The organism is Streptomyces sp. NBC_00209 (assembly GCF_045206345.1).
GTDB lineage: Bacteria > Actinomycetota > Actinomycetes > Streptomycetales > Streptomycetaceae > Streptomyces.
Genome location: NZ_CP108121.1, coordinates 5035757 through 5060951, shown reverse-complemented (window position 1 = coordinate 5060951; position 25195 = coordinate 5035757). Strand labels below are relative to the sequence as shown.

The window sequence follows — 25195 nt, the reverse complement described above, 5'->3', positions numbered from 1 at the left end:
CACGGGAGAGGCATGTGACGGCGACAGACGCGCAGCCGCAGGCGGGAATCGCCGGAGCGGTCCGGGAGCGGAGTCGGCGTCGTGCGGTGGGGGCGGATCCGAGTGCCCGGGCCGTTCCCGGCCTGGGCGAGCGACGCGCACCCGCCCCGCGCGCCACCGGCCTGCGTGACCTGTGCGTCCTCGTTCTCGCGCCCCTCCCCCTCCTTGCCCTCGCCGTCACCGGCGGCGGTACGCGGCGGTGGTTCGGCGGGCGCGGTGAGGGGCAGCGGGCCGAGGCGCAGGCGGCGAAGGATGCCGCCGCCGAGGCGTTCTACGAGCTGGACACCGCTCAGCGCGACCTCAAGATCTCCATCGAGACCATCACCGCGGTCGACAGTTCGCCGGCCGCCCGCAAGGCCGTGGACGACTTCGACGCGCTCGGCCGGCGCATCGACGAGGCGAGTCACGCGTACATCACCGCTGTCGACGCCCATGACCTCGACCGCGACGACCTCGAACCGTCCGTCGCGTCCCGGGCCCGGGCCGAGCTGACCTCCGCGAAGGAGCAGCTGATACGGGTCAAGGGGGAGCTCGACCGGTTCGGCGCCGGTCTCGGGCCGCTCCTCGGGAGCGCCGAGACGCAGCTCGCCCGGCTCGCCCCCGCCGTCGAGCGCGCGCGACAGGCGCTCCTCGGCGCGAGCAATGCTCTCGATTCGGTGCGGGCGTCCGGGCTGCGGGCGGACGATCTCGCCGCCCGGCTCGCCGCCCTCGCCCCCGAGCTGACCAAGCTCAACCAGGGCGCCGGGCGCCACGGTGTGACCGAGACCCTGCAACGCGCCGACCGCGTGCTGCGCGACGCCGAAGCCGTACGGGCCGAGGCCGAGAAGCTGCCCGAGCGCGCCGCCGAGATCGACCGCCGGCTGGTGTCCCTGCGCACCCGCGCCCAGGCGCTGACCACCCGGTCCGCGTCCGTCGAGCCCGTCCTCAGCGAGCTGCGGCGCCGGTTCTCCGCCGCCTGCTGGCAGGACCTCCAGCCCGTGCCGGAGCAGGCCGCGGTCAATGTGCGCCGGGCCGAGGAGAAGCTGAAGGAGGCCGCCCAGGCCCGCGACGAGCAGCGCTGGGCCGACGCCACCTCCCGGCTGAGCACCGTGCGGGCCCTGCTCAACACCACCGACGAGGCGGTGTCCGCCGCCGGTGACCGCCTGCGCCGGATCGATGACGTCGCCAAGGACCCGCAGCAGGAGATCCAGCGCACCCGGTTCGCCATCCGCGACGCCCAGCGCCTCGCGATGGCCGGGCGCCAGACGCCCGAGCCGCGGCACGCCCGGCCGCTGGACGACGCGGTGGCCCGCCTGGACCAGGCGGTCACGGCCCTGGAGAACCGCCATCCCGACTACTGGCACTTCCTCACCGTGACGGAGGGCCTGCGCCAGACCGTCGCCGACGTCGTCGCCGACATCCGCGAGGAACGCGGGGCGGGGAGTCACTGACGCCGTCCGCCTCGGACGGTCCCGGGTCGTCGCGCTGTGGACAGCCCGGGGCCCCTCGCCGATAACCTGGCGTCATGCCTCGTTACGAGTACCGCTGCCGCTCCTGCGGAGACACCTTCGAGCTCAGCCGTCCCATGGCCGAGTCGTCCGCTCCCGCCTCCTGCCCCGCCGGGCACGAGGACACCGTGAAGCTGCTCTCCACCGTCGCCGTCGGCGGCACGGCAGGCGGCGGCTCCCGGCCCGCGCCCTCCGCCGGGGGCGGCGGGGGCGGCGGGGGCGGCTGCTGCGGCGGAGGCTGCTGCGGCTGAACCCTGCGGCACCCGGGACACCGACGACACCGCCGCCCCCGGACGCGCCGACGCCCGGGAGCCCCGCCGCCCCCGGGCGGCTACCGCTTGCGCGACAGCGTCAGCCCGTCCGACACCGTCAGCAGCACGCTGTCCATCCGCGCGTCCGCCGAGACGTGGTCGTTGAACTCCTGGATGGCCTTCGCCGCGCCCGTCGCCTCCGGGTCCGTCACGCGGCCGTGGAACAGCACGTTGTCCGTGGTGACGACCCCGCCCGGGCGCAGCCTCGGCACCAGTTCCTCCCAGTACGCGATGTAGTTGCCCTTGTCCGCGTCCAGGTAGGCGAAGTCGATGTGGGGCTCCTCCGGCATCGCGCGCAGGGTGTCCAGGGCGGGCGCGATGCGCAGGTCGATGCGGTCGGCGACGCCCGCCTTCTCCCACGCCTCGCGGCCGTACGCCGTCCACTCCTCCGAGACGTCGCAGGCGATCAGCCGTCCGTCCGCCGGGAGCGCCTGGGCCATCGCCAGGGCGGAGAAGCCGGTGAACGTGCCGACCTCCACGATGTGCCGGGCGCCGGTCAGCCGGACGAGGAAGGCGAGCAGCGGGCCCTGTTCCTCGGCCGACTGCATGCCCGCGTGCTCGGGCAGCCGCGCGTAGGTCGTCTCGACCAGTTCGCGCTGTACGGCGTCCAGGGGCGGGTTGTGCGCCAGCATGTACGCGTACAGCTCATCGGTGATCTTGGTGGAGTTTCCCTTGGTCATCGCACAACTCTACGGTCGCCCGCGTGATTTACCGGACCCCCGAGGCCCGCAGGAAGCGGCGCAGGATCTCCTCGCCCGCCGCGACGCCCCGTTCGGCGGTCACCTCGACGTGCGCGGCGGTCCAGCCCGCGTCGGCGAGTTCGCCGTGGCCGGGGCGCCAGCCCCGGTCGGCGGCGAGCAGGAGGTCCGCGTCCAGGAGGGAGTCACCGGCGGCGAGGGTGTGTGTGGCGCCGGTGCGCCGGGCGACCTCGCGCATGGCCGCGCTCTTCGTGAGCGGGCGCGGTACGGCGTAGATCTTGCGGCCCTGGAGCGAGACGGTCCAGCCGCGCGGCTCCGCCCACGCGGCGAGCTCCTTCGTCCACTCCGGGGGCAGTTCGGCGCGGTCGACCACGAGGTACGCGAACAGGTCCTCGGCGACGCGCTCCTTGAGCAGCCACCCGGGATCGGCGGTGGCGACCAGATGGGCGCGGACCTCGGCGAGCGGGGCGCACTCGTCGGCGAGACGGTCCGCCACGGTCCGCTGCCAGTCCGGGTCGGACTCACCCTTCACCAGGATGTGGCCGCCATTGGCGCAGATCGCGAACTCGGCCGGGGCGCCCGGCAGCCGGATGCGGTGGTACTGCGCGCGGGTGCGGGTGGTCGTCGGGACGAACACCGTGGAGGCGGCGGAGGTCAGGTCGGTGAGCAGCCCGGCCGCGGTCTCGGTGACGTACGACAGGGGCTTGTGGTTGTAGACCTCGACGCACAGCAGCCGGGGCGCCCGTTCGTCCTCCATGGCGAGCTGGAGCGCGGCCGAGGAGTAGATCAGGGTGCGGTCGAGGTCGCTGGCGACGAGGGTGACCGGGGATGCAGTCACGCGGACTCCACCGCCTTGCCGTCGGCGCCGGTCGCCCCGCGGGTGTACTTGGGGTGGATGAGCCCGACGCAGGTGTACGGGAGCGAGTCGACCTCCTCGACGGGTACGCCGCGCTGCTCGGCCAGGAGCCTGATGTGGTCGAGGTCCGGGCCGGCGCCGCGCCGGGCGAGGATCTTCCAGGGGACGCGGCGCAGCAGGACCCGGGTGGCCTCGCCGACGCCGGGCTTCACGAGGTTGACGTCGTGGATGCCGTACTCCTCGCTGATGCGCTCCACGGCCGCCCAGCCCTCCCAGGTGGGGGCCCGGTCGGCGGCCAGGAGCTCCTTCACCTCGGCGTCCACGGCGTCCGCGACCTCGTCGAAGCGGGCGGCGACCGTGTCGAGGAAGAGGCCGGAGACATCGGCGCCGGCCAACTCGCGGTAGAACTTCGCGCCGTGGAAGTCGTCGGGACCGACCAGGTCGGCGCGCAGGACCGTACGGGAAATGAGCCCGGACACCGTGGAGTTGAGGCAGGCGGAGGGGATGAGGAAGTCCTCGCGGGTGCCGTACGTCCGCACACAGCCGCCCGGATCGGCGAGCACCGCGATCTCCGGGTTGAAGCCCGCCGCTCCCCCGGCCTTCTCGAACTCGGCGACGGCGGCGGCCAGTTCGCGGGTGATCGCGCCCTTGCCGGTCCAGCCGTCCACGAAGACGACGTCGGCCGGGTCGTGGTGCTCGGCCAGCCAGCGCAGCGCGTTGGCGTCGATGCCGCGTCCGCGCACGATGGAGACGGCGTAGTGCGGCAGGTCGATGCCGCGCCGCGCCCGGGCCCAGCGGCGCATCAGCACGCCGACCGGCGTACCGGCCCGGGCGAGCGAGACGAGGACGGGGCGCGGGCCGCGCTCGGCGAGGACGGTCTCGGTGACCGTGCCCACGGCGCGGGCGATCCGGGCGGCCGACAGCGCGAGGGCGCTCTTGAACAGTTCCTGGTACTCGGCGGAGGGCTGGTACTCGACGGGGAGCGATTCCGCGTAGTGCGCGCCCCCGCTCTGTATCGCCTCCTCGCGCTCCTCCGTGGGCGCTTCGAGGCGGGTGTCCGAGAGGTCCTGGAGCAGCCAGCCGACCTCGTCCGGCGCGTACGAGGAGAACGCGGGGCCGCGCAGGGGCTCGGGCAGCTGCATGGGGACTTCTTCCTGCCGTTCGGAGGCGGGCGCCCCCGGTACGTACGAGGGGATCACCGCGAGCAGGACCTGCGCGGTGTGCGGGGCGAGCCGGTCCAGCAGGCCGCCGGGGGCGTGCAGGGCCGGGGTGTCCGCGGCGGAGTCGACCACGAGGACGACGGCGTCGAAGCCGGCGCCGGCCACGTTGTACGCGTAGCGCTCGCCGGGGCCGTCGGCCGGGTCGTCGTGGGCCGGGAAGACCAGCCGGGTGCGTATCGCGTAGCCCGGGTCGTCCACGGCGAGGACCGGGGAGCGGGTGGTCGTGGAGTAGCGGACCTCGGCGTCGGTGCGGTCCTCCAGGGCGGTGGCCAGGCGCAGCGGCGCGTACATCAGCTCCTCGAAGCCGAGGACGAGGACGCGGCGGGGGCCGTCGCCGAGCGCTTGGGCGACGCGGTCCGCGAGGGCGGGGAGCGCGGGCTCCAGGAGGGCGCGGTGGGCCTCGGTGAAGCCATGTCGCCCGCCGTCGGGGACGCCGGCGGGCCAGGGGAGGTCGAGGCGGGTGTGGGGGCGCGGGTGCGGGGGGCCGTCCTGGGGGGCGTCCCCGGCGGCCTCCTGCTCGGCGACCAGGGCCTGGCCCTTCTCCAGGACGCCGTCCGGGAGGGTGACCGTGCCGGTGTTGCGGGCGATCAGGTCGACGCGGGCGCCGATCTCGGCCGCGAATGCGGTGAGGCGGCCCCGGTCGGCGGGTGAGCGCATGTCGACCAGGGCGACGATGACGTAGTGGTCGCGGGGGTAGCGCGCGTGGAGGTCGCGGATCGTGTTGAGGACGGTGTTGCCGGTGGAGAACTCGTCGTCCACCAGGACCAGCGCCGAGCCGGGCCCGGCCGCCGCCAGCAGCTCCGGGTCCTCGGGGAGCAGCAGGTGCGAGGTGGCGTGCGAGTGGGCCTCTTCGAAGCCGCCCGCCCGGGCCACGCCGGGCACCGGCCTGCGGGTCGAGTGGAGGTAGGGCGCCCCGCCGAGGCCGTCGGCGACCGAGTGGCCGAGGCCGGTGGCGGTCTCCGCGTAGCCGACGACGACCGCGCGCCGGGCGCCGTCCTCGCCGAGGAGCGCCCGCACCCGGCGGCCCAGCTCGACGCCGGCTCCGTACACCACGGAGGGGCGCTGCGGCACATGCTTGCCGAGCACGTTGGAGACGAGCAGGTGTGCCCGCTTGGGGTTGCGCCGCAGGGCGAGGCCCAGCAGCTCGCGCAGCTCCCCGTCGCCCACCAGCCCGACGCCCAGTCGCTCCGCCACCCAGCTACCCGACCACACCACGTCCGCCGTCCCTCTTTCCACTCGACTGCCGGACCCGGTGCCGTGCTCGGCGCCGGTGTCCCTCTCCGATCGTCCCGCCGGTCCCGCTCACTCCGCGAGGCAGGCCGCCAGCAGGTCCACGAAGCCGACGTCCTCCCGGGCCACGCCGAAGACCTTGGCGCGCAGCAGGGTGCGCTCGGCCCAGGCCCGGTGCGGCTTCACCTCGTTCATCTTGTTCGTGTACGCGGAGCGCAGCACCCCGCCGCCGTTGGCCTCGGGCCGCAGGATGTCCTGGGCGTCGCTGAACTCTTCGTGGCTGACCACGGACAGCACGTGCACGGGGGCGACGTGCGAGGGGTGGATGCAGGTCTTGCCGAGCAGTCCGTTGGCCCGGTCCAGGTCGATCTCGCGCAGCAGTCCGTCCAGGTCGTGCGCGATGAGCGCGGTGCGCAGCGCCTCTGCCCGGTTCTCCTGGAAGGGGCTGTTCCGCAGCTGCGGCTTGAACATGCGCTCCTGGCGGGGGAAGTACTCCCAGACGGGGCCGGTGACCGTGAAGCCCGTCCCGTCGGCCCGGCCGAGCACATTGACGACGTCGGCGATGACATGGGCGACGATGCCGACGTCGTACGCCGTCATGTCGGGCGAGCGCCGCAGTCCGTAGGAGGAGCAGAAGTCGGTGACGCCGAGGCGGAGCGCGAGGACCCGGTCACGGTGTGCGGTGACGGTCTCGGCGATGCCACGGAGGGTTTCGCGGCGGGTCTCCAGGTGAAGGAGCTCGGGCGATTCGAGCACGGGCATGGCGAAGAGCCGGCGGCCGGCGGCGGCCTCGGCCTTGGTCAGGGCCTCCATGAACGGGACGCCGCGGGCGCGCGTGAACTTGGGGAGCACGAAGCCGGACAGCAGCCGGCCGGACGCGCCGAGGCGGCGCACCAGGTCGGTGATCTGTTCCGGTTCGCGGACCCGGATGAACAGCAGCGGCAGCTCGATGGAGCGCGCGTCCAGGTCGGCAAACTGCCTGATCAGGTTCTCCTCGGCCCCGGCGACCTCGGAGTCGTCGATCGAGTCCTCCAGGCACAGCACCATCGAGACGACTCCGCGCCCGGCCAGCTTGACGATGTCGTCGGCGAGCCGGGGGCGGGTGGCGGGGCTGTAGAGCGTGGCGCCGAGGGCGGTGGAGAGGAGAGGGGCCGGTGAGTCGGCGTCGAAGTCACAGGGTTCCTGGAAGAACAGCCCGCCCTTCGCCGCAGCTGCAATATGCCCGAAATGACGCATGCAATTCCCCCCGTACTCTCTGACCGACCGGACAACGTGTGGCCGGTAATAGTACGTACGAACGGGTGTCGGCAGTTCCCAGCCTGGGTGAATTCCGGGTGTCATGACCGTTTAGCACGAATTTCAAAGGTGGCGGAGTGGGTGAATCCGCCCGGCGCCCGGGACACGGGCCTCGCCCCCCGCGTTGTCCGCACGGGCGGCCAGCAGGCAGGATGACCGGCATGACGCACGCGATGGTGAAAGGCTCGAACGTCCCCCTCGACGCCATGGCCGTACGGGCCGTGCTGCGCTGGACGCCGGGCGCCGGGGTACCCGATGTGGACGCCTCGGCCCTGCTGCTCGGCGCCGGCGGGCGCGTGCGCTCGGACGAGGACTTCGTCTTCTACAACCAGCCGCGCCACCCCTCGGGCCTGGTGCGCAGGCTGCCCAAGCGCAGCCTGCCCGAGGGCCTGACGGACACCATCGAGGCCGACCTGAACGCGCTCGATCCCTCGGTCGACCAGGTGGTCATCGCCGCGTCCTCGGACGGGGCGGCCTTCGGAGCCGTACGCGATCTGCGCATCCTGGTCTACGACTCCGCGGCGGCCGGCGGCGAACCGCTCGCCGTGTTCGACGTGCGCGCGGAGACCGGCGAGGAGACCGCGATCATCTGCGGCGAGCTGTACCGGCGCGGCGACGGCTGGAAGTTCCGGGCGGTCGGGCAGGGCTACCCGACGGGGCTCATCGGCCTCGCGACCGCGTTCGGCATCTCGGTCGACGAGACGGAGCCCGAGCCGCCCGCCCCGGCGCCACCCGCGGTTCCGCCCGCCCCGGCCCCCGTACCGGACTCGCAGGCGACCGTGCTGCATCAGCAGCCCTCGTACGGCTATCCGCAGCCCACCGCGGCCCCGGCGCCCCAGCCCGCGTACGGCTATCCCCAGCCGGCCTCGGCGCAGCCCGCCTACGGCTACCCGCAGCCCGCACCGGCGGCGGCTCCCGCTCCCGACCCGAATTTCGTGCTGCCCCCGCAGGGTCCGCAGTTCATACGGCCCTGAGGGCACCTAGGCGCGACTCTTGTAGCCGCGCCCCCACTGCATGCCGAAGCCGTACATCCGGTCCAGCTCGGACTGGAAGCCGTAGACGAACTTCACCTCGCGGCGCACGATCAGCTCGTCCTTGATGTTCTCCACCGTGAACACCGCGCAGGAGCGGGCCTGCGGGGCGCGCTCGTCCAGCTCGATCTCGATGCGCGGCCCGTTGCCCGGGTAGAGCGTCACCTTGGCGTGCGTACGGTCGAAGGCGGGCGTCTGGTCGTAGATGTAGACGAAGAACAGCAGCCGCTTGATGTGCTCGCGCTGATCGAGGTTGACGTAGAGCGTCTCGCCGGAGGGGGCGCCGAAGCGGTCGTCGCCGCTGAGCCTGATGTAGGGCGGCCCGTTCAGATCGCCGAGCAGATTGCCCAGGGGCTGCACCACGCCCCGGGTGCCGTCCGCCAGCTCGTACATGCAGCCGAGGTCCAGGTCGACGTTGACCATCCCCTGGGTGTGCGCCTGGACGGCCTCCGGCTGGAAGAGCTTGAAGGGCCGCAGCAGCCGGCCGCTCTGCCGGGAGCGGCCCCCGATGTCCGAGGTGCGCATGCGCCAGGAGAGGTTGACGCGGAGGTTCCCGCTCAGCGCCCCCTGCTTGGTCAGCGAGACCGTGGAGTGCCGCCGGGTGAGCACGATGGAGTTGGTGGCCGCGCTGCCCGACTCGAACTGTGACTCCCGCCCCGGCCACAGGTTGTTCCAGAACGCCATCCCCGACCCCGCCCTCTCGGTCCCTCACCCGTCGCACGCGGCGCGTACGACGCACGCACCACTGCGGGGCGGCTCCGGGCCGCCTCCGGGTGTGTCCCGGAACCGTTGCCGTACGAGCCGCCCCGCAGAGAGCGTTCCCTCAATTCCTACCGGGTCACACCCCGGCGGTCACTTCGCTCTTGCCTTCCTCGGCCTCCAGCGCCTTGTTGCGGCGGACGGAGGACCAGAAGGACCAGGCGATCAGGACGACGCCGACGAGACCGGTGATGATCTCGTTGATCTCGTACTGGATCGTGATGAGCAGGATGGCCGCGAGCGCGCCGATCGCGTAGTGCGCGCCGTGCTCCAGGTAGACGTAGTCGTCCAGGGTGCCCTGGCGGACCAGGTAGACCGTGAGCGAACGGACGTACATGGCGCCGATGCCGAGGCCGAGCGCCATGAGCACGATCTCGTTGGTGATGGCGAAGGCGCCGATCACGCCGTCGAACGAGAAGGACGCGTCGAGGACTTCCAGGTAGAGGAACATGAAGAAGGCGGCCTTGCCGGAGAGGGCGACCGCGGAGATCTTCTTGCCGCTCCGCTTGGCCTCTTCCTCCTCCTCGTGCTCGCGCTCCTCCTCCTCTTCGAGTTTGTCCTCGAAGTAGCCGGAGAGCCCGCCGACGATGAGATACGTGATCAGACCGGCGATACCGGCGAGCAGGACGGTCTCCGCCTTGTCCACATGTCCGCCGCCGTGCTGGTGGGCGTGGGTGGCGACGGTCATCGCGGAGATCAGCAGGACGATGAGCGCGATGCAGACCGACAGCATGTCGACCTTGCCGAGCTTGGCCAGCGGGCGCTCGATCCAGCGGAGCCACTGGATGTCACGGTCCTCGAAGATGAAGTCGAGGAAGATCATGAGCAGGAACATGCCACCGAAGGCGGCGATCGCCGGGTGGGCGTCCGTGACCAGTTCCTTGTAGCGGTCCGGGTCGTTGAACGAGAGATCGATGGCGTCGATCGGGTTCAGGCTGGCGGTAATGGCCACGATCACGACGGGGAAGACCAGCCGCATACCGAAGACCGCGATGATCACGCCGATGGTGAGGAAGATCTTCTGCCAGAAGGCGGACATCTTCTTCAGGATTCCGGCGTTGACCACGGCGTTGTCGAACGACAGCGAGATCTCCAGGACGGAAAGAATCGCCACCACACCGAAGGCTTCCCACCCCCCGTAGAACCACGCGGCCACAAGGCCGATCACGGTGATCGCGAACGACCACCCGAAGGTTTTCAGAAGCACTGGCTACCCCATCATGTATGTAACGGGTCTCCCCCGATGTGCACGGGGCTCCCCCGCGCCGTGCGCGGCTTTACGAAACGTTGACCCCGAAGTCTAGAGCGATGCCCCGGAGCCCCGATGCGTACCCCTGACCAACTGCACGGAACTTCCACTCGCCGTTGTAGCGGTAGAGCTCGCCGAAGATCATCGCGGTCTCCGTGGAGGCGTCCTCGGTGAGGTCGTAGCGCGCGAGTTCCTGGCCGTCCGCCTGATTGACGACGCGGATGAACGCGTTGCTGACCTGGCCGAATGTCTGGCCGCGATTGTCGGCCTCGTGAATCGACACCGGAAAGACGATCTTGTCGCAATGGGCCGGCACCTGCGTGAGGTTCACGATGATCGACTCGTCGTCGCCCTCGCCCTCACCCGTGAGGTTGTCACCGGTGTGCTCCACGGAACCGTCGGGGCTCGTGAGGTTGTTGTAGAACACGAACCACTCGTCGCCGAGGACCCGGCCCGACTGGCACAGCAGCGCGCTGGCGTCCAGGTCGAAGTCGGCCCCCGTCGTGGATCGTGCGTCCCAGCCGAGCCCGACCAGCACCTGGGTGAGATTGGGTGCGGCCTTGGAGAGGGAGACATTGCCTCCCTTGGCGAGCGTGACGCCCATGGTGTGTCCTCCCCGAGTCTATGAACCGTCTTTGTACCGGACGGAGCCGCCGGCCGAACCCGTGCGGGCCGGAGGAACTGTCCGTCGAGCGCGTCCGGCGCCGCACGTGGTGCGGCGCCGGACGGAAATGCTGGTGCCGGGGCCGGGGCCCCGGGCAGGTCAGACGTTGACGCCGAAGTCCTGCGCGATGCCGCGCAGACCGGAGGCGTACCCCTGGCCGATGGCGCGGAACTTCCACTCCGCGCCGTTGCGGTACAGCTCGCCGAAGACCATGGCGGTCTCGGTCGAGGCGTCCTCGGACAGGTCGTAGCGCGCGAGCTCGCTGTTGTCGGCCTGGTTGACGACGCGGATGTACGCGTTGCGGACCTGGCCGAAGCTCTGCTGGCGGGTCTCGGCCTCGTAGATCGAGACCGGGAAGACGATCTTGTCGACGTCGGCCGGGACCGTGGCCAGGTTGACGTTGATGACCTCGTCGTCGCCCTCGCCCTCACCGGTGAGGTTGTCACCGGTGTGCTCGACGGAGCCGTCGGGGCTCTTGAGGTTGTTGAAGAAGACGAAGTTGCCGTCGTTGGCGACCTTGCCCTCGGCGTTCGTCAGCAGAGCACTGGCGTCGAGGTCGAAGTCCCCGCCGGTGGTGGTACGGGCGTCCCAGCCAAGACCCACGATGACCGCGGTCAGGTTGGGCGCGGCCTTGGTCAGCGAGACGTTGCCGCCCTTGCTGAGGCTGACTCCCACGAGTCCTCCCATTGGTTTCTTGGGGGCCGGCCGGTGCCGGCGCCTCCACGTCGTATTGACATCCGATCAACGAGTGGATCCTAGTGACCGGTTCCCGGCCGAAACAGGCTTTCCGCCCCGGTTCGGCCCGCGATCCGCCCGGAGCCGGATCAGAGGGTGCCGAGCGCCTTGATGTAGTCGTTGAGGTCGCGCGCGTCGGGCAGGCCGTTGACGACCGTCCAGCGCACCACGCCCTCCTTGTCGATGATGAAGGTGCCGCGCACCGCGCAGCCCTTCTCCTCGTCGAAGACGCCGTAGGCCCGCGAGGTCTCGCCGTGCGGCCAGAAGTCGGAGAGCAGCGGGTACTCCAGGCCCTCCTGCTCGGCGAAGACGCGCAGGGTGTGGATCGAGTCGTTGGACACGGCGAGCAGCTGCGTGTCGTCGTTCTCGAAGGTGGGCAGCTCGTCGCGGAGCGCGCACAGCTCGCCCGTGCAGACGCCCGTGAAGGCGAACGGGTAGAACAGCAGCACCACGTTCTTCGCACCGCGGAAATCGGAGAGCTTCACGGTCCGGCCGTGGTTGTCCTTCAGCTCGAAATCCGGGGCCTGGGTGCCGACCTCGATCGCCATGAAAACGCGTCCCTTCGCTACGTCACCGGGCTGGGCCGTCCGGGTGACCCCCACCCTACGCAGACCCCCCGGGCCCCCGTGCGGCACCCGGGAAAGCTTCCCGCCCACGGGCGGATCAAGCCACCGACCAACCGGGACACGCATGTGCGAGGCGTCGGATGAGCGAGGCGGATGTACGAAGGCCCCCGGCCGGCGCGATGCCGTCGGGGGCCTTCAGGGGTTGGTGGGGTCAGCGCTTGGCCTTGGCCGCTTTGGGCGTGACGAGGCGGCTTCCCGACCAGTCCTTGCCCGCGTTGACACTCTTGGTCTGGGCGAGCCCGGCGGTCTGGGCGGCCTCGTTGATGTCGCTCGGCTCGACGTATCCGTCGCGGCCGGTCTTCGGCGTCATCAGCCAGACCACGCCGCCGTCCTCGAGCAGACCAATGGCATCCACCAGCGCGTCCGTAAGGTCGCCGTCCTCGTCGCGGAACCACAGCAGGACGACGTCAGCGACGTCGTCGTAGTCCTCGTCGACGAGATCCTGGCCGGTAATGGCCTCAATGCCCTCACGGAGCTCCAGCTCGACGTCGTCGTCGTAGCCGATCTCCTGGACCACCTGTCCGGGCTCGAACCCCAGGCGTGCCGCCGGGTTGGTCCGCTCCTCCGCGTGGTCCGCGGTCGCGCTCACGGGTTGCCTCCTGATCATGTTCGGAAAATGCTTCAGCCACGCGCGTGCGCGGGGCGTTGGCCGTAGTCCACACGGGAGCGGCGGATCGCGCAAGTACCCAGCGTACGAGACCGCCTAAACGGTGACGTTTCCTGTCACGTCGCCGTCCTTCAGGCAGCCTCCCTGCGAGAGCCCGCGTCCTCCTCCACTCCTGTCGCGTCCTACGTCCTTGGACAGCTTATGCCGTTTCGGTCCGGCATTCGGAGCCGAGCAGCTTTTGGGAACACTTGCACGCCTTGGGCGTATGGTTGCGTTTCGTCCCCTCTCATCCTGCCTGCCCCATCCTGTCCGACACCTTCTGCCTGCACCGATACCCACTCGGAGGCCGTCCATCCGCCCCGGCGGAACCCTGCCGGGGACGCGTGCGCGGTTACCTCTCGGTAGAGATGACGTACGCGATTCAGCGGTACACGATGGGGATGGCGTACACATCCTCATGCCCGGGGGCAGGACTCCCGCAACAGGCCCCGAAGCGCAGCACCGAACAGCGAAGGAACAGCGTGGCTTCCGGATCCGATCGCAACCCGATCATCATTGGCGGCCTTCCGAGTCAGGTCCCGGATTTTGATCCCGAAGAGACCCAGGAATGGCTCGACTCCCTCGACGCCGCCGTCGACGAGCGAGGCCGTGAGCGGGCCCGCTACCTCATGCTCCGGCTCATCGAGCGAGCGCGCGAGAAGCGCGTCGCCGTGCCGGAGATGCGCAGCACGGACTACGTCAACACGATCGCCACGAAGGACGAGCCGTTCTTCCCCGGCGACGAGGAGATCGAGCGCAAGATCCTTAACGCGACCCGCTGGAACGCGGCCGTGATGGTCTCGCGCGCCCAGCGCCCGGGGATCGGCGTGGGCGGTCACATCGCCACGTTCGCCTCCTCCGCCTCGTTGTACGACGTCGGCTTCAACCACTTCTTCCGCGGCAAGGACGACGGTCTGGGCGGCGACCAGATCTTCTTCCAGGGACACGCCTCGCCCGGGATCTACGCCCGCGCCTTCCTGCTGGACCGGCTGAGCGAGGCGCAGCTGGACGCGTTCCGCCAGGAGAAGTCGAAGGCGCCGAACGGGCTGTCCAGCTATCCGCACCCGCGGCTGATGCCGGACTTCTGGGAGTTCCCGACGGTGTCGATGGGCCTCGGCCCGCTCGGCGCGATCTACCAGGCGCGGATGAACCGCTACATGGAGGCGCGCGGCCTCGCCGACACCTCGGGCTCGCATGTGTGGGCGTATCTCGGCGACGGCGAGATGGACGAGCCGGAGTCGCTCGGGCAGCTGTCCATCGCCGCCCGCGAGGGCCTGGACAACCTGACCTTCGTCGTCAACTGCAACCTCCAGCGCCTCGACGGTCCGGTACGCGGCAACGGCAAGGTCATCCAGGAGCTGGAGTCCCAGTTCCGGGGCGCCGGGTGGAACGTGATCAAGCTGGTCTGGGACCGGTCCTGGGACCCGCTGCTGGCGCAGGACCGCACGGGCATCCTGGTCAACAAGCTGAACACGACGCCGGACGGGCAGTTCCAGACGTACGCCACGGAGACCGGCGCGTACATCCGGGAGCACTTCTTCGGGGACGACCCGAGGCTGCGCGAGATGGTCAAGGACATGTCCGACCAGCAGATCCTGCACCTGGGGCGCGGCGGTCACGACCACCGCAAGGTGTACGCGGCCTATGCGGCGGCCAAGGCCCACAGGGGCCAGCCGACGGTGATCCTGGCGCAGACGGTCAAGGGCTGGACGCTCGGGCCGAACTTCGAGGGCCGCAACGCGACCCACCAGATGAAGAAGCTCACCGCCGAGGACCTGAAGCGGTTCCGGGACCGGCTGCACATCCCGATCGCGGACAAGGAGCTGGAGGACGGCAACCCGCCGTACTACCACCCGGGCCGCGGCTCGGAGGAGATCCAGTACATGCACGACCGCCGCAAGGGCCTGGGCGGTTACGTCCCGACCCGCGTGGTGCGCGCGAAGCCCCTGCCGCTGCCCGAGGACAAGACGTACGCGGCGGCGAAGAAGGGCTCGGGGCAGCAGTCGATCGCCACCACCATGGCGTTCGTCCGCATCCTGAAGGACCTCATGCGGGACAAGGAGATCGGCAAGCGCTTCGTGCTGATCGCGCCCGACGAGTACCGCACGTTCGGCATGGACGCCTTCTTCCCGAGCGCGAAGATCTACAACCCGCTCGGGCAGCAGTACGAGTCGGTGGACCGCGATCTGCTGCTCGCGTACAAGGAGTCGCCGACCGGGCAGATGCTGCACGACGGCATCTCGGAGGCGGGCTGCACGGCCTCGCTGATCGCCGCGGGCTCCGCCTACGCCACGCACGGCGAGCCGCTGATCCCGGTGTACGTCTTCTACTCGATGTTCGGCTTCCAGCGCACCGGTGACCAGTTCTGGCAGATGGCGGACCAGCTGGCGCGCGGATTCGTGCTGGGCGCGACCGCCGGCCGGACGACGCTGACCGGCGAGGGGCTCCAGCACGCCGACGGGCACTCGCAGCTGCTGGCGTCGACCAACCCGGCCTGCGTGGCCTACGACCCGGCGTTCGGGTACGAGATCGCGCACATCGTGCAGGACGGCCTGCGCCGGATGTACGGCGGGGCGCCCGAGGAGAACGAGGACGTCTTCTACTACCTCACCGTCTACAACGAGCCGATCCAGCACCCGGCGGAGCCCGCCGATGTCGACGTCGAGGGCATCCTGAAGGGCGTCTACCGCTACAGCAGCGGCGAGAAGGGCGAGATCCCGGCCCAGATCCTGGCGTCCGGTGTGGCGGTGCCGTGGGCGGTCGAGGCGCAGCGCATCCTCGCCGACGAGTGGAACGTGAAGGCGGACGTCTGGTCGGCGACCTCCTGGAACGAGCTGCGGCGCGAGGCCGTGGACGTGGAGCGCTACAACCTGCTGCACCCGGAGGAGGAGCAGCGCGTCCCGTACGTGACGCGCAAGCTGTCCGGGGCGCAGGGGCCGTTCGTGGCGGTGTCCGACTGGATGCGGTCCGTGCCGGACCAGATCGCCCGCTGGGTGCCCGGTGCGTACCAGTCGCTGGGCGCGGACGGGTTCGGGTTCGCGGACACGCGGGGCGCGGCGCGGCGGTACTTCCACATCGACGCGCAGTCGATCGTGCTCGGGGTGCTCACGGAGCTGGCGAAAGAGGGGAAGATCGACCGGTCGGCGCTGAAGACGGCGGTCGACCGCTACGAGCTGCTGGACGTGGCCTCGGCCGATCCGGGGGCCGCGGGCGGCGACGCGTAACGCGGGCGCGGAGACCGGCCCGGTGCGGGGCGGTGGGACCCGGGAAGGGTTCCGCCGCCCCGCGGCGCGTCCGGATCCGCTCAGTTTTCCCACACCTTGAAGGCGCGCACCTGGTACGGCGAGCGGGGCAGCCAGGTGCCGCCACCCGGGTACGTCTCGAACTCGCCGGTCTCGGCGCACTCGGCGGACTGGTAAGTGGTGACGGGCCGGCCGGTGCGGTTGGCGAGGGCCTGGGCGGTGGTGCCGGGTTTCAGCGGGACGCAGCTCTCGATGTCGATGGTGGACAGCTCATGGGTCTGCCGGGCGCCGGTGAAGTCGGGCTTGGACCAGAGGCAGAGCTGCCCGCTCGCGCAGGCCCCCAGGGAGACGGGCGCGGCCTCGGCGGGCGCGGTGGTCCCGGTGGGCGCGAGCAGGAACAGGGCGGTGACGGCCAGAAAGGCCGCGGCAACGGTCGTACGCATGCGAGTCGAACCCCCGTGATGATGAAACTGCCGTGCCGGAACCGCCGATGTGACGGAACTGGCTGATGTGGGTCGTCCACCGGTGTGGATCTCCCGGCACCCACCCTGCGCCGTTACGGAGAGTAATCGGAAGGGTTGGAGGTCAGATCCACTCCGAAAGGTGACGACCCGCACAGAGTTGACGCGAAAGGCGCGGAGCGTGCCGCAAGGCCGCACGCAGGGTGAGGCAATCACCGTGTCCTTCCGCACAGTCGGGTGATGTACGTCACCCTGCTCCCGAACCGGCTCCACCCGTCTCCTAGGGTGGTCCGGAGTGACTTCCTTCGACTCCTCTCCCACGCTCACCGCCTGGCGCGCCCTGCTCGCCGTCGCGGTCGTCTTCGTGATGCTCGCGACGACCGGCTGGACCGCCGTGCACCACCAGCGTTCCGGCGACTCGCGCGCGCTCGCGCTGGCCGCCTGGGCCAAGGGGTCGATAGCGGGACAGCCGCTGCCGGACGCCGACACCCCGCCGTACAAGCTGGCGCACTTCTTCGCCACGCTGACCCCGGCGCAGCGCGCCCACCTCGCCGACCGGTATCCGCTCGTCGTGGGGAACCTCAACGGCGCCCCGGTCACCACCCGTTACCGCGCGAACCGGCGGGCGATCGGGCAGGCGAGCGCGGTCGAGCGCAAACGCGTCCACGACACCAGACTCTCCGCGTCCGGCCGCGCCGAGGCCCAGCACCGCCTGGACCGGTTCCGGTCGATGCTCGCCCGGGACCGCCACTTCCTGGCGTTCGACCCGTCGGGACGCGGGCTCGCCGCCGAGGTGTTCGGCGACCTGGACCGGGCCCGGCGCATCTCGCTCGTCGTGCCCGGCGTCGACACGAATCTGCTGACGCTGGAACGCACCGGGCCCAAGACCAACGCCGCGCCCGTCGGCATGGCCAAGTCGCTGTACGCCGCCGAGCGCGCCGCGAGCCCCGAGGCGCGCACCGCCGTCATCGCCTGGGCCGACTACACGACGCCCGTCGGCATCGGCATGGACGCCGCCCTCGGCAACCTCGCCGAGCGCGGGGCGGTCCGGCTCGACGCGCTCGTCCGGGCCCTCCCGGGACCGGCGCCCGTCTCGCTGTTCTGCCACAGCTACGGCTCCGTCCTGTGCGGGGTCGCCGCGGGCAGGCTGCCCGGCCGGGTCGAGGACATCGCGGTGGCCGGCAGCCCCGGCATGCGGGCGGACAGCGCCGGGCAGCTGCACACCCGGGCGCACGTGTGGGCGATGCGGGACAGCGGCGACTGGATCGAGGACGTGCCGAACCTGGAGTTCGGGGGTCTCGGACACGGCGCGGATCCGGTGGACCACGACTTCGGCGCCCGGGTCGTCTCGGCGGACAGGGCGGTCGGCCACGGCGGTTACTTCGAGCCGGGCACCGAGAGCCTGGACAACTTCGCCGCGATCGGAGTTGGCGCGTACACATCGGTGACCTGCGCACCGGCCGACAGCACCTGCAACGACGGGGTGTACGCCAACTCGACAGCCTGACGCGCGTAGAGACACCGCGTCCGGCCTCCGGAAGCGGTCGACTCCGAGAGGGGACGGGGCGGGCAAGTGCCGCATACGATGAGGCGCATGGGTGATGTGCTGGCCGGAATTCATGCCACCTGGGAGTTCGACGCCGACTCCGTGCTCATCCGCTACGAACGGGGTATCCGCACGCCGAGACTCCTCCAGAGCCTCCGCGAGCGCCGCGTCCCGCACGCGGCGCTGTCGTCGGTGACGCTGGCCCCGGGCAAGCGGGGCACGGTGGTGCTGCGTGCCGTCCCGCGCCCCGGGGCCGATCCGCTCCTCGAAGCCGCCGCCGGGCAGCTCAAGGACGGCTGCGACCCGTACCGGCTGGTGCTCCCGGCCGCCCGCGAGACGCTGGCCGAGTACTACGCGGACGAGCTGCGGGCCTGCCTCGGCGCGGACGCGGGCGAGCCCGCGGACCGTTTCCTGGTCGCGGCCCCCGAGGCCCCGATGCAGTTCAAGGCGTACGACGGGCGGGCCGGCTTCGACGGTGAGCGGATCTCGTTCCGCTGGTTCTGGACGGGCGCCTCGTCGGAGAAGTGGAAGGCCGGCGACCAGACGTTCCCGGTCACGGATCTGTGCGGGGTCGAGTGGCGCTCGCCGGAGGGCCTGGAGGGCTACCTGCGGCTGCTGCCCAAGGGCTCGGACGCCGTGGTCCACGCCTCCGGAGGGCTCAGCGGTCCCGCGACGGGCGGGACGGCCACTGGCGTGCAGCCGGTGATACCCCGGCCCGCCCGGGCGGACCAGGACCCCGCGGCGGTGATCTTCGGGCTCGGCTACGGCCCGGTCCACGAGTCGCTGCCCTTCGCGGCGGCCGTCCTCGAATCCGTACGCAGGAAGCAGTCCGCGCCCCCGGCCGCCGCTCCCCTCACCGCCGCCGCCCGGCGCGATCCGGCCGACATCGCGGAGCGCATCCACCACCTCGGGGAGCTGCACCGGGCGGGCCTGGTGACCGACGAGGAGTTCAGCGCCAAGAAGGCGCAGCTCCTGGCCGAGCTGTAACCGGCCGCCGGCAGCCGCCCGAGATGACCGAGCCGATACCCGCTCCCGCCCCCGCGCACGCCTCCGGTTCGCGGCATTGGACGAGCTTCCTGCCGCAGGCCGCCGCCGTCGCCCTGACGGTGCTCTTCCTCCCCGTCACCCTGGCCAACCTCCGCGATCAGTACGGCCTCGACATCGGGGCTGCCCTCACCCTCGCCGTCACCCAGGCCGCGCCGCTGCTGATGCTGGCGCGGCGGCCGCTGTGGGCCTGGTGGATCGTCTTCCCGGCGGACATCGCGGGCGCGCTGGTGCTCCTCGGGAAGCCGGCCCGCGCGTACGACGTGTGGCCGTGGCCGCCCGCGCCGCTGATCGCCTACCTCTTCCTGCTGCTCGCGCTGGCCCTGCGCAGGTCCAGGCGGGTGCTCGTCGCCGTCTGGCTGGCGACCGGGGCGGCGAGCCTCATCCTCCATCTGGTCCGCGTGGACCGCAGCAACGGCTCCGCGCTGTTGCTGCCCCTGTTCGCGGCCGTGGTGCTGGTGATCGGCGCGGCGGTACGGGAACGACGCGTCGCGCAGCGTCGGCTCGCCGAGCAGGAGACCGTCAGCGAGGCGGAGCGCGCCCGGCGGACGCTGTTGGAGGAACGGGCCAGGATCGCCCGGGAGCTGCACGACGTGGTCGCCCACCACATGTCCGTGATCACCGTCCAGGCGGACTCCGCGCCCTACCGGCTGCCGGATCTGCCCGAGGCGGCGCGCGAGGAGTTCGGGACGATCGCGGCGAGCGCGCGGGAGTCGCTGGCCGAGATGCGGCGGCTGCTCGTGGTGCTGCGCGGAGACGGTGCGGAGGGCGAGCGGGCCCCGCAGCCCGGGATCGGCCGCTTGCAGCAGCTGGTGGAGGCGACGGTACGGGCGGGGCTTCCGGCCGAACTGTCTCTGGCCGCCTATCTGGGTGACGTACCGCCGGCCGTTGACTTGTCTGCGTACCGGATCGTTCAAGAGGCGCTGGCGAACGTGGTCCGGCACGCATCAGGGGCCCGGACGCGGGTCTCGGTCACCTCGGACGGGGAGCAGTTGACGGTGCTCGTCGTCAACAGTCCGCCGGAACAACCGGTTTCGCCGCTGGAGTCGGCGGGAACGGGCCACGGTCTGGTCGGGATGCGGGAGCGCGTACGGTTGACGGGCGGCTCACTGGACGCCGGGCCGCTGCCGGACGGGGGGTTCCGGGTCGCCGCGCGGCTGCCGCTGTCCCCGGCCGGGCCCGACGACGCCCCCTGAGTCCGGAGGAACCGTGCCCATCCGTGTGATCATCGTCGACGACCAGGCCATGGTGCGGGCGGGTTTCGCGGCCCTGCTGGCGGCGCAGGCGGACATCGACGTGGTCGGTGAGGCGCCGGACGGGCGCCAGGGCGTCGAGGTCAGCCGCCGGGTCCACCCGGACGTGGTCCTGATGGACGTCCGGATGCCCGAGATGGACGGCCTCGCGGCGGCCCGCGCACTGCTGGAACCGCCACCGGGCGTGGTCCATGTGCCCAGGGTGCTGATGCTGACCACGTTCGACGTGGACGACTACGTGTACGAGGCGCTGCGGGCCGGGGCGTCCGGCTTCCTGCTGAAGGACGCGCCTCCGGCCGACCTGATCGCGGCGGTCCGGGTGGTGGCGGCGGGCGACGCGCTGCTCGCGCCGTCCGTGACGCGCCGTCTGATCGCCGACTTCGCGAAGCAGGGGCCGTCTGCGGCGGCCCGGGGCGGGGCGGCGCTGCGGCTCAACGGGCTGACGCCACGCGAGACGGAGGTCCTGGAGCTCATCGCGCGCGGCCTGTCGAACCAGGAGATCGCCGGGAAGCTGGTGCTCGCCGAGCAGACGGTGAAGACGCACATCGGGCGCGTCCTGGCGAAGCTGTCCCTCCGGGACCGGGCGCAGGCGGTGATCTTCGCGTACGAGGCGGGGCTCGTCGTCCCCGGCTCCGCCTGACCCACCCGCCCCCTACCCGGGTATCACACGGCGGTTGGCTCCCCGGTGTGACGCCCGCGCACCCACCGCGTTCCTACCTTCCTCCCGTCGCGCCGAACGGCGTGCGGGGACCGGCCGGTTGGGCCGAAGAGGGAGGTCGGGGCGGATGCGGCGTTACGCGAGGACCCTGGTCGCGGCCGCGCTGGCGGTCACCGTGGCATCGGGGACGGCGGGCTGGGTGTCGGGCAACGCCCAGCAGGCGGTCACGGGCCCGCCGCCGGGCACGGCGTCCTGGCGGGCCGACCACACGCTGGGCCGCGAGCTGCCCGACCCGGAGCGGGACTCACCCGCCGAGGCGGCCCGGTTCTTCGCGAGTCTCACGGACACCGAGCAACAGGCCCTGGCCGCAAGGCATCCGCTCGTCGTCGGCAACCTCGACGGTGCCCCCGTAGAACTGCGCTACCGGGCCAACGCCCTTGCCCTGCACGCCTCGCACGACCCCCGCTACGCCCGCCTCGCCGAGGACCCGGCCCGCCGCTTCCTGGCGTTCGACCCGCGCGGCCGGGGCCAGGTCGCGGAGGTCTTCGGCGACCTGACGGCCGCCCGGCGGGTGTCCGTGGTGGTGCCCGGGTCCGACATCGACGCCGGAACCTTCGACCGTACGACCGACGTGTACGGCACCCCGGCCGGCATGGCGAGGTCGCTGTACGCCCGTACGGGCCCGGGCACCGCCGTGATCGCCTGGGCCGGGTACACCACCCCGGTGGGCCTCGGGCTCGACGCCGCGCGGGGGACGCTGGCGGAGGCCGGTTCCGCGCGGCTGACCCGGTTCACGGACGGGCTGACGGCCGCCGGGGTGCCCGTCACCGCGGTGTTCTGCCACAGCTACGGCTCGGTCGTCTGCGGCCTGGCCGCGCACCGGCTGCGCGTCGCCGACCTGGTGGTGCTCGGCTCGCCCGGGATGCGCGCGGACAGCGTGGCCGGTCTGCGCACCGGGGCACGGGTGTGGGCGGCGAAGGACCCCGGCGACTGGATCGGCAAGGTCCCGCACGTCGAGTTCGCCGGGCTCGGCCACGGCGCGGACCCCGCGTCGCCGGGGTTCGGCGCCCGCCGGGTACCCGCGGACGACGCGGAGGGGCACACGGGCTACTTCGCGCCGGGCACCGAGTCGCTGAGCGCGTTCACGGCGATCGCCGAAGGCGCGTACGCCTGACCCGCGAGGATCCGCCGGTCAGCCCTTCCCGCCCAGTTCCTCCGCCAACCCGACGATGACGCCGTCCGGGCCGCGCAGGTAGCAGAGCAGGTAGCTGTCCTCGAACCGGGCGATGGAGCCGACGACTTCGCCGCCGAGAGGGCGCAGCCGGGCCACGGTGTCCTCGATGTCGTCCACGGCGAACATGACGCGGTGCGTGCCGAGCACGTTGTGCGGCCGGTCGCGCGGGGCGTCGATCAGCGCGGGGCTGAGGTATCGCGCCAGCTCCAGGCGGCTGTGCCCGTCCGGGGTCCGGAGCATGGCGATCTCGCAGTGGGTGCCTTCGAGGCCCGTGCACTGGTCGGCGAAGCCGCCCTGGACCTCGCCCTTGCCCTCCAGCTCCATGCCGAGTTCCCGGAAGAACGCGACGGCCGCGTCCAGGTCCTCGACCACGATGCCGACGTTGTCCATCCGCTTGATCGCCATGCGGCTGCCTCCTCTGTCGCTTCCCCGTACGGACGCTACTCCGCGCTACTCGCGCGCGAGGGAGGTCAGGCTCATGTCCTGGTAGCGGTCGCCCGCGACCTGCCCGGCGATCGGTTCGAGGAGGGCCAGCTCGTCGTCGGTGAGCGTGAGGCGGGTGGCGCCCGTGTTCTCCAGGAGGCGGTGGCTCTTGCGGGTGCCCGGGATCGGGACGACGGTGATGCCGTGGACCTGGGCGCGCTGCTGCACCCAGGCCAGCGCGACCTGCCCGGCGGTCGCCCCGTGGGCGGCGGCGATCTTGTGGACGGGCTCCAGGAGCGCCGCGTTGGTCTTCGCGTTCTCGCCGGTCATCCGGGGCTGCGAGGCGCGGAAGTCGCCCTGGGACAGCTCCTTGCCCGCGTCCGCGAAGGACCCGGTGAGGAAGCCCCGGCCCAGCGGCGAGTACGGCACGACCGTGACGCCCAGCTCGGCGGCGGCGGCCACCGCGCTGCGCTCGACGTCCCGGCTGAAGAGGGACCACTCGGACTGGAGGGCGGCGATCGGGTGCACGGCGTGCGCCTCGCGCAGTTCGGAGCCGGTGACCTCGCTGAGCCCGAGCTGCTTGACCTTGCCCGCCCGGACCAGCTCGGCCATGGCGCCGACGGACTCCGCGAACGGGACGGCGGTGTCGTGGCGGTGCATGTAGTAGAGGTCGATGACGTCGGTGTTCAGGCGGCGCAGGCTCGCCTCGACGGCCTTGCGGATGTACGCGGGGCTGTTGTTGATCCCCCGGTAGTCGGGGTCGTCCTCGCGCCGCTCGATGCCGAACTTCGTGGCGAGGGTGATCTCGTCGCGGTGCGCCCCGACGAACGGCGCGAGGAAGGTCTCGTTGGCGCCGCTGCCGTAGATGTCGGCGGTGTCGAAGAGGGTGACGCCCGCCGTCAGCGCCGTTTCCAGCGTCTCGCGGGCCGAAACCTCGTCGGTGTCGCCGTAGAACTCGCTGATGCCCATGCAGCCGAGGCCCTGGACCCCGACCCGGGGGCCGCCCCGGCCGAGTTCGACGGTGGCGATCTTGTTGTCGGTCATCAGGCACTGGGCCCTTCCGGCGCCCGACGGGCGCCCGCATAGAAGTCGATCTTGTAGTCCAGCACGGCCAGGGTGTCCTGGAGCTCCGCGATCCGCGTCCTCACGTCGCGGCGGGTCGCCTCCAGCAGCTCCTGCCGTTCCTCGAAGGTGTGGTCGCCCTCGCGTATGAGCTCGGCGTACCGGACCATGTGGGCGACCGGCATCCCGGTCAGCCGCAGCTTGGTGACGAAGGCGAGCCAGTCGAGGTCCCGGTTGCTGAAGCGGCGCTGGCCGGTGTGCGACCGGTCCACGTGCGGCATGAGCCCGATCCGCTCGTACCAGCGCAGGGTGTGGGCGGTCAGGCCGGTGAACGCGGCGACCTCGCTGATCGTGTAGCGGTCCTGCCCGTCGGGGCGCGGGTGCGCCGAGGGGGCGGAGGCGCAGATATCGGCCCGGGTCGAAGTGCTCTCCATCACCGTCATGCCTCCACGCTATGACGTTGGAGTGCACTCGAAGCAAGCAGGGCCGGGTGCGGTTTCCGACAGGCGGGACCTGGAATCTACTCTCGTACGCATGCAGAGCCTGGCGATGATCGAGAACTGGCCCGTCCCCACCGCCGCGGCGGCCGTCGTACGAGCGGACGGCACGGTCGCCGGTACGCACGGCCCGACCGCGCACCGCTTCCCGCTCGCCTCCGTCACCAAACCGCTCGCGGCGTACGCGGCGCTGGTGGCGTACGAGGAGGGCGCCGTGGAGCTGGACGAACCGGCGGGCCCCGAGGGCTCGACCGTGCGCCACCTCCTCGCCCACACCAGCGGCCTCGCCTTCGACGAGCACCGGGCGATGGCCCCGCCCGGCAACCGGCGCCTCTACTCCAACGCGGGCTTCGAGGTGCTGGGCGACCACATCGCGAAGGCCACCGAGATCCCGTTCCCGGAATACGTTCGACAGGCGGTCCTGGAACCGCTCGGGATGACCGCGACCACCCTGGACGGTTCCCCCGCCAAGGACGGCGTCTCCACGGTCGCCGACCTCGCGCGCTTCGCCGCCGAGGTGCAGGCCCCCCGCCTCCTCGACCCGCGCACGGTGCTCGCCGCGCAGACCGTGGTCCACCCGGGCCTGAAGGGCGTCCTTCCCGGCTACGGCCACCAGAACCCCAACGACTGGGGCCTGGGCTTCGAGATCCGCGACTCCAAGTCCCCGCACTGGACCGGGGCCTCCTCCTCCCCCGCGACCTTCGGCCACTTCGGGCAGTCGGGCACCTTCCTCTGGGTCGACCCGGCGGCGGGCGCGGCCTGCGTCGCGCTCACCGACCGGCCCTTCGGCCCGTGGGCGGCCGAGGTGTGGCCGCCGTTCACGGACGCGGTGCTGGCGGAGCTGGCGGGCCGACCGGGGGACAGTCCGTCTTTTTGACGAGCTCACGCCATGACGCAGTCCCGCCACCGGGACCGTGATTGCCGGGGT

Annotated in this window: 24 protein-coding genes; 10 read left to right on the top strand and 14 right to left on the bottom strand. The window is 71.6% G+C overall.

All coding sequences use genetic code 11. From position 1 onward, the window contains the following. The first annotated feature begins 14 nt into the window (after window positions 1-14). Together OG867_RS22970 and OG867_RS22965 are read left to right on the top strand one after the other, a co-directional pair. A complete protein-coding gene (locus OG867_RS22970; RefSeq protein WP_406287999.1) occupies window positions 15-1469 on the top strand; it encodes a hypothetical protein in 1455 nt (484 codons plus the stop codon). A gap of 74 nt (window positions 1470-1543) precedes the next feature. Then, complete coding sequence (locus tag OG867_RS22965) at window positions 1544-1777, top strand: zinc ribbon domain-containing protein (protein WP_361018609.1); 234 nt, start codon at window positions 1544-1546, stop codon at window positions 1775-1777. 80 nt (window positions 1778-1857) lie between these two features. On the opposite strand, the gene OG867_RS22960 is transcribed toward OG867_RS22965, so the two are convergent. The 4 genes from OG867_RS22960 to OG867_RS22945 all read right to left on the bottom strand — a co-directional run bounded on the left by OG867_RS22960 (window position 1858) and on the right by OG867_RS22945 (window position 7077). Beyond that, on the bottom strand, window positions 1858-2517 hold the full coding sequence (locus OG867_RS22960; RefSeq protein ID WP_406287997.1) for an O-methyltransferase: 660 nt from the start codon (window positions 2515-2517) through the stop codon (window positions 1858-1860). Between the two features lie 28 nt (window positions 2518-2545). Further along, the gene (locus OG867_RS22955; protein WP_406287995.1) at window positions 2546-3373 is read right to left on the bottom strand and encodes an HAD family hydrolase; all 828 of its coding nucleotides are present in this window, start codon (window positions 3371-3373) and stop codon (window positions 2546-2548) included. Next, complete coding sequence (locus OG867_RS22950; protein WP_406287992.1) at window positions 3370-5847, bottom strand: phosphoribosyltransferase; 2478 nt, start codon at window positions 5845-5847, stop codon at window positions 3370-3372. Before OG867_RS22950 ends, OG867_RS22955 begins: the two co-directional genes overlap by 4 nt. A 66-nt stretch (window positions 5848-5913) precedes the next feature. Then, complete coding sequence (locus OG867_RS22945) at window positions 5914-7077, bottom strand: HpcH/HpaI aldolase/citrate lyase family protein (RefSeq protein ID WP_406287990.1); 1164 nt, start codon at window positions 7075-7077, stop codon at window positions 5914-5916. A gap of 221 nt (window positions 7078-7298) precedes the next feature. Here OG867_RS22945 and OG867_RS22940 point away from each other — a divergent pair, with 221 nt between their 5' ends. Then, window positions 7299-8111 (top strand): TerD family protein, encoded by an 813-nt coding sequence (locus tag OG867_RS22940; protein ID WP_328900030.1) that lies wholly within the window; start codon window positions 7299-7301, stop codon window positions 8109-8111. Window positions 8112-8117: 6 nt separating this feature from the next. Here the strand turns inward: OG867_RS22940 and OG867_RS22935 are convergent, their stop codons facing one another. The 6 genes from OG867_RS22935 to OG867_RS22910 form a co-directional block, all read right to left on the bottom strand. After that, a complete protein-coding gene (locus tag OG867_RS22935) occupies window positions 8118-8852 on the bottom strand; it encodes a Tellurium resistance (RefSeq protein WP_406287987.1) in 735 nt (244 codons plus the stop codon). Window positions 8853-9006: 154 nt separating this feature from the next. Next, complete coding sequence (locus OG867_RS22930) at window positions 9007-10134, bottom strand: DUF475 domain-containing protein (protein ID WP_018103348.1); 1128 nt, start codon at window positions 10132-10134, stop codon at window positions 9007-9009. Between the two features lie 70 nt (window positions 10135-10204). Then, window positions 10205-10780 carry a TerD family protein gene (locus tag OG867_RS22925; protein ID WP_018103347.1) on the bottom strand — a complete coding sequence of 192 codons (576 nt, stop codon included), beginning with the start codon at window positions 10778-10780 and terminating at the stop codon, window positions 10205-10207. Window positions 10781-10939: 159 nt separating this feature from the next. Then, window positions 10940-11515 carry a TerD family protein gene (locus OG867_RS22920; protein ID WP_026171553.1) on the bottom strand — a complete coding sequence of 192 codons (576 nt, stop codon included), beginning with the start codon at window positions 11513-11515 and terminating at the stop codon, window positions 10940-10942. A gap of 149 nt (window positions 11516-11664) precedes the next feature. Then, a complete protein-coding gene (locus tag OG867_RS22915) occupies window positions 11665-12123 on the bottom strand; it encodes a peroxiredoxin (protein ID WP_406287984.1) in 459 nt (152 codons plus the stop codon). 229 nt (window positions 12124-12352) lie between these two features. Next, a complete protein-coding gene (locus OG867_RS22910; protein ID WP_328900034.1) occupies window positions 12353-12790 on the bottom strand; it encodes a DUF3052 domain-containing protein in 438 nt (145 codons plus the stop codon). 539 nt (window positions 12791-13329) lie between these two features. On the opposite strand from OG867_RS22910, the gene aceE reads away from it, so the two are divergent. After that, entirely contained in the window at window positions 13330-16071 is a 2742-nt protein-coding gene (aceE, locus tag OG867_RS22905) for a pyruvate dehydrogenase (acetyl-transferring), homodimeric type (RefSeq protein ID WP_406287980.1), read from the top strand. 80 nt (window positions 16072-16151) lie between these two features. Here aceE and OG867_RS22900 read toward each other — a convergent pair whose 3' ends face one another. After that, on the bottom strand, window positions 16152-16532 hold the full coding sequence (locus OG867_RS22900; protein WP_328900036.1) for a peptidase inhibitor family I36 protein: 381 nt from the start codon (window positions 16530-16532) through the stop codon (window positions 16152-16154). A gap of 313 nt (window positions 16533-16845) precedes the next feature. Here OG867_RS22900 and OG867_RS22895 point away from each other — a divergent pair, with 313 nt between their 5' ends. The 5 genes from OG867_RS22895 to OG867_RS22875 all read left to right on the top strand — a co-directional run bounded on the left by OG867_RS22895 (window position 16846) and on the right by OG867_RS22875 (window position 22225). Then, a complete protein-coding gene (locus OG867_RS22895) occupies window positions 16846-18057 on the top strand; it encodes an alpha/beta hydrolase (protein WP_406287978.1) in 1212 nt (403 codons plus the stop codon). Window positions 18058-18144: 87 nt separating this feature from the next. Continuing rightward, window positions 18145-19083 carry a DUF4429 domain-containing protein gene (locus OG867_RS22890; protein ID WP_406287976.1) on the top strand — a complete coding sequence of 313 codons (939 nt, stop codon included), beginning with the start codon at window positions 18145-18147 and terminating at the stop codon, window positions 19081-19083. A gap of 23 nt (window positions 19084-19106) precedes the next feature. Further along, window positions 19107-20336 (top strand): sensor histidine kinase, encoded by a 1230-nt coding sequence (locus OG867_RS22885; protein ID WP_406287974.1) that lies wholly within the window; start codon window positions 19107-19109, stop codon window positions 20334-20336. A gap of 13 nt (window positions 20337-20349) precedes the next feature. Further along, window positions 20350-21033: a response regulator transcription factor gene (locus OG867_RS22880; protein WP_328900040.1), complete on the top strand. Its 684-nt coding sequence runs from the start codon at window positions 20350-20352 to the stop codon at window positions 21031-21033. Window positions 21034-21178: 145 nt separating this feature from the next. Continuing rightward, on the top strand, window positions 21179-22225 hold the full coding sequence (locus OG867_RS22875; RefSeq protein WP_406287972.1) for an alpha/beta hydrolase: 1047 nt from the start codon (window positions 21179-21181) through the stop codon (window positions 22223-22225). Window positions 22226-22243: 18 nt separating this feature from the next. On the opposite strand, the gene OG867_RS22870 is transcribed toward OG867_RS22875, so the two are convergent. Genes OG867_RS22870 through OG867_RS22860 form a run of 3 tightly spaced genes read right to left on the bottom strand, consistent with a single transcriptional unit; the run spans window position 22244 to window position 24213 of the window. After that, on the bottom strand, window positions 22244-22690 hold the full coding sequence (locus OG867_RS22870; protein ID WP_406287970.1) for a VOC family protein: 447 nt from the start codon (window positions 22688-22690) through the stop codon (window positions 22244-22246). Between the two features lie 45 nt (window positions 22691-22735). Next, a complete protein-coding gene (locus OG867_RS22865; protein WP_406287968.1) occupies window positions 22736-23752 on the bottom strand; it encodes an aldo/keto reductase in 1017 nt (338 codons plus the stop codon). Then, window positions 23752-24213 carry a MerR family transcriptional regulator gene (locus OG867_RS22860; RefSeq protein ID WP_328900044.1) on the bottom strand — a complete coding sequence of 154 codons (462 nt, stop codon included), beginning with the start codon at window positions 24211-24213 and terminating at the stop codon, window positions 23752-23754. The genes OG867_RS22865 and OG867_RS22860 overlap by 1 nt, the downstream gene beginning before the upstream one ends. Before the next feature lie 91 nt (window positions 24214-24304). On the opposite strand from OG867_RS22860, the gene OG867_RS22855 reads away from it, so the two are divergent. Next, on the top strand, window positions 24305-25144 hold the full coding sequence (locus OG867_RS22855; protein ID WP_406287966.1) for a serine hydrolase domain-containing protein: 840 nt from the start codon (window positions 24305-24307) through the stop codon (window positions 25142-25144). Window positions 25145-25195 lie beyond the last annotated feature (51 nt).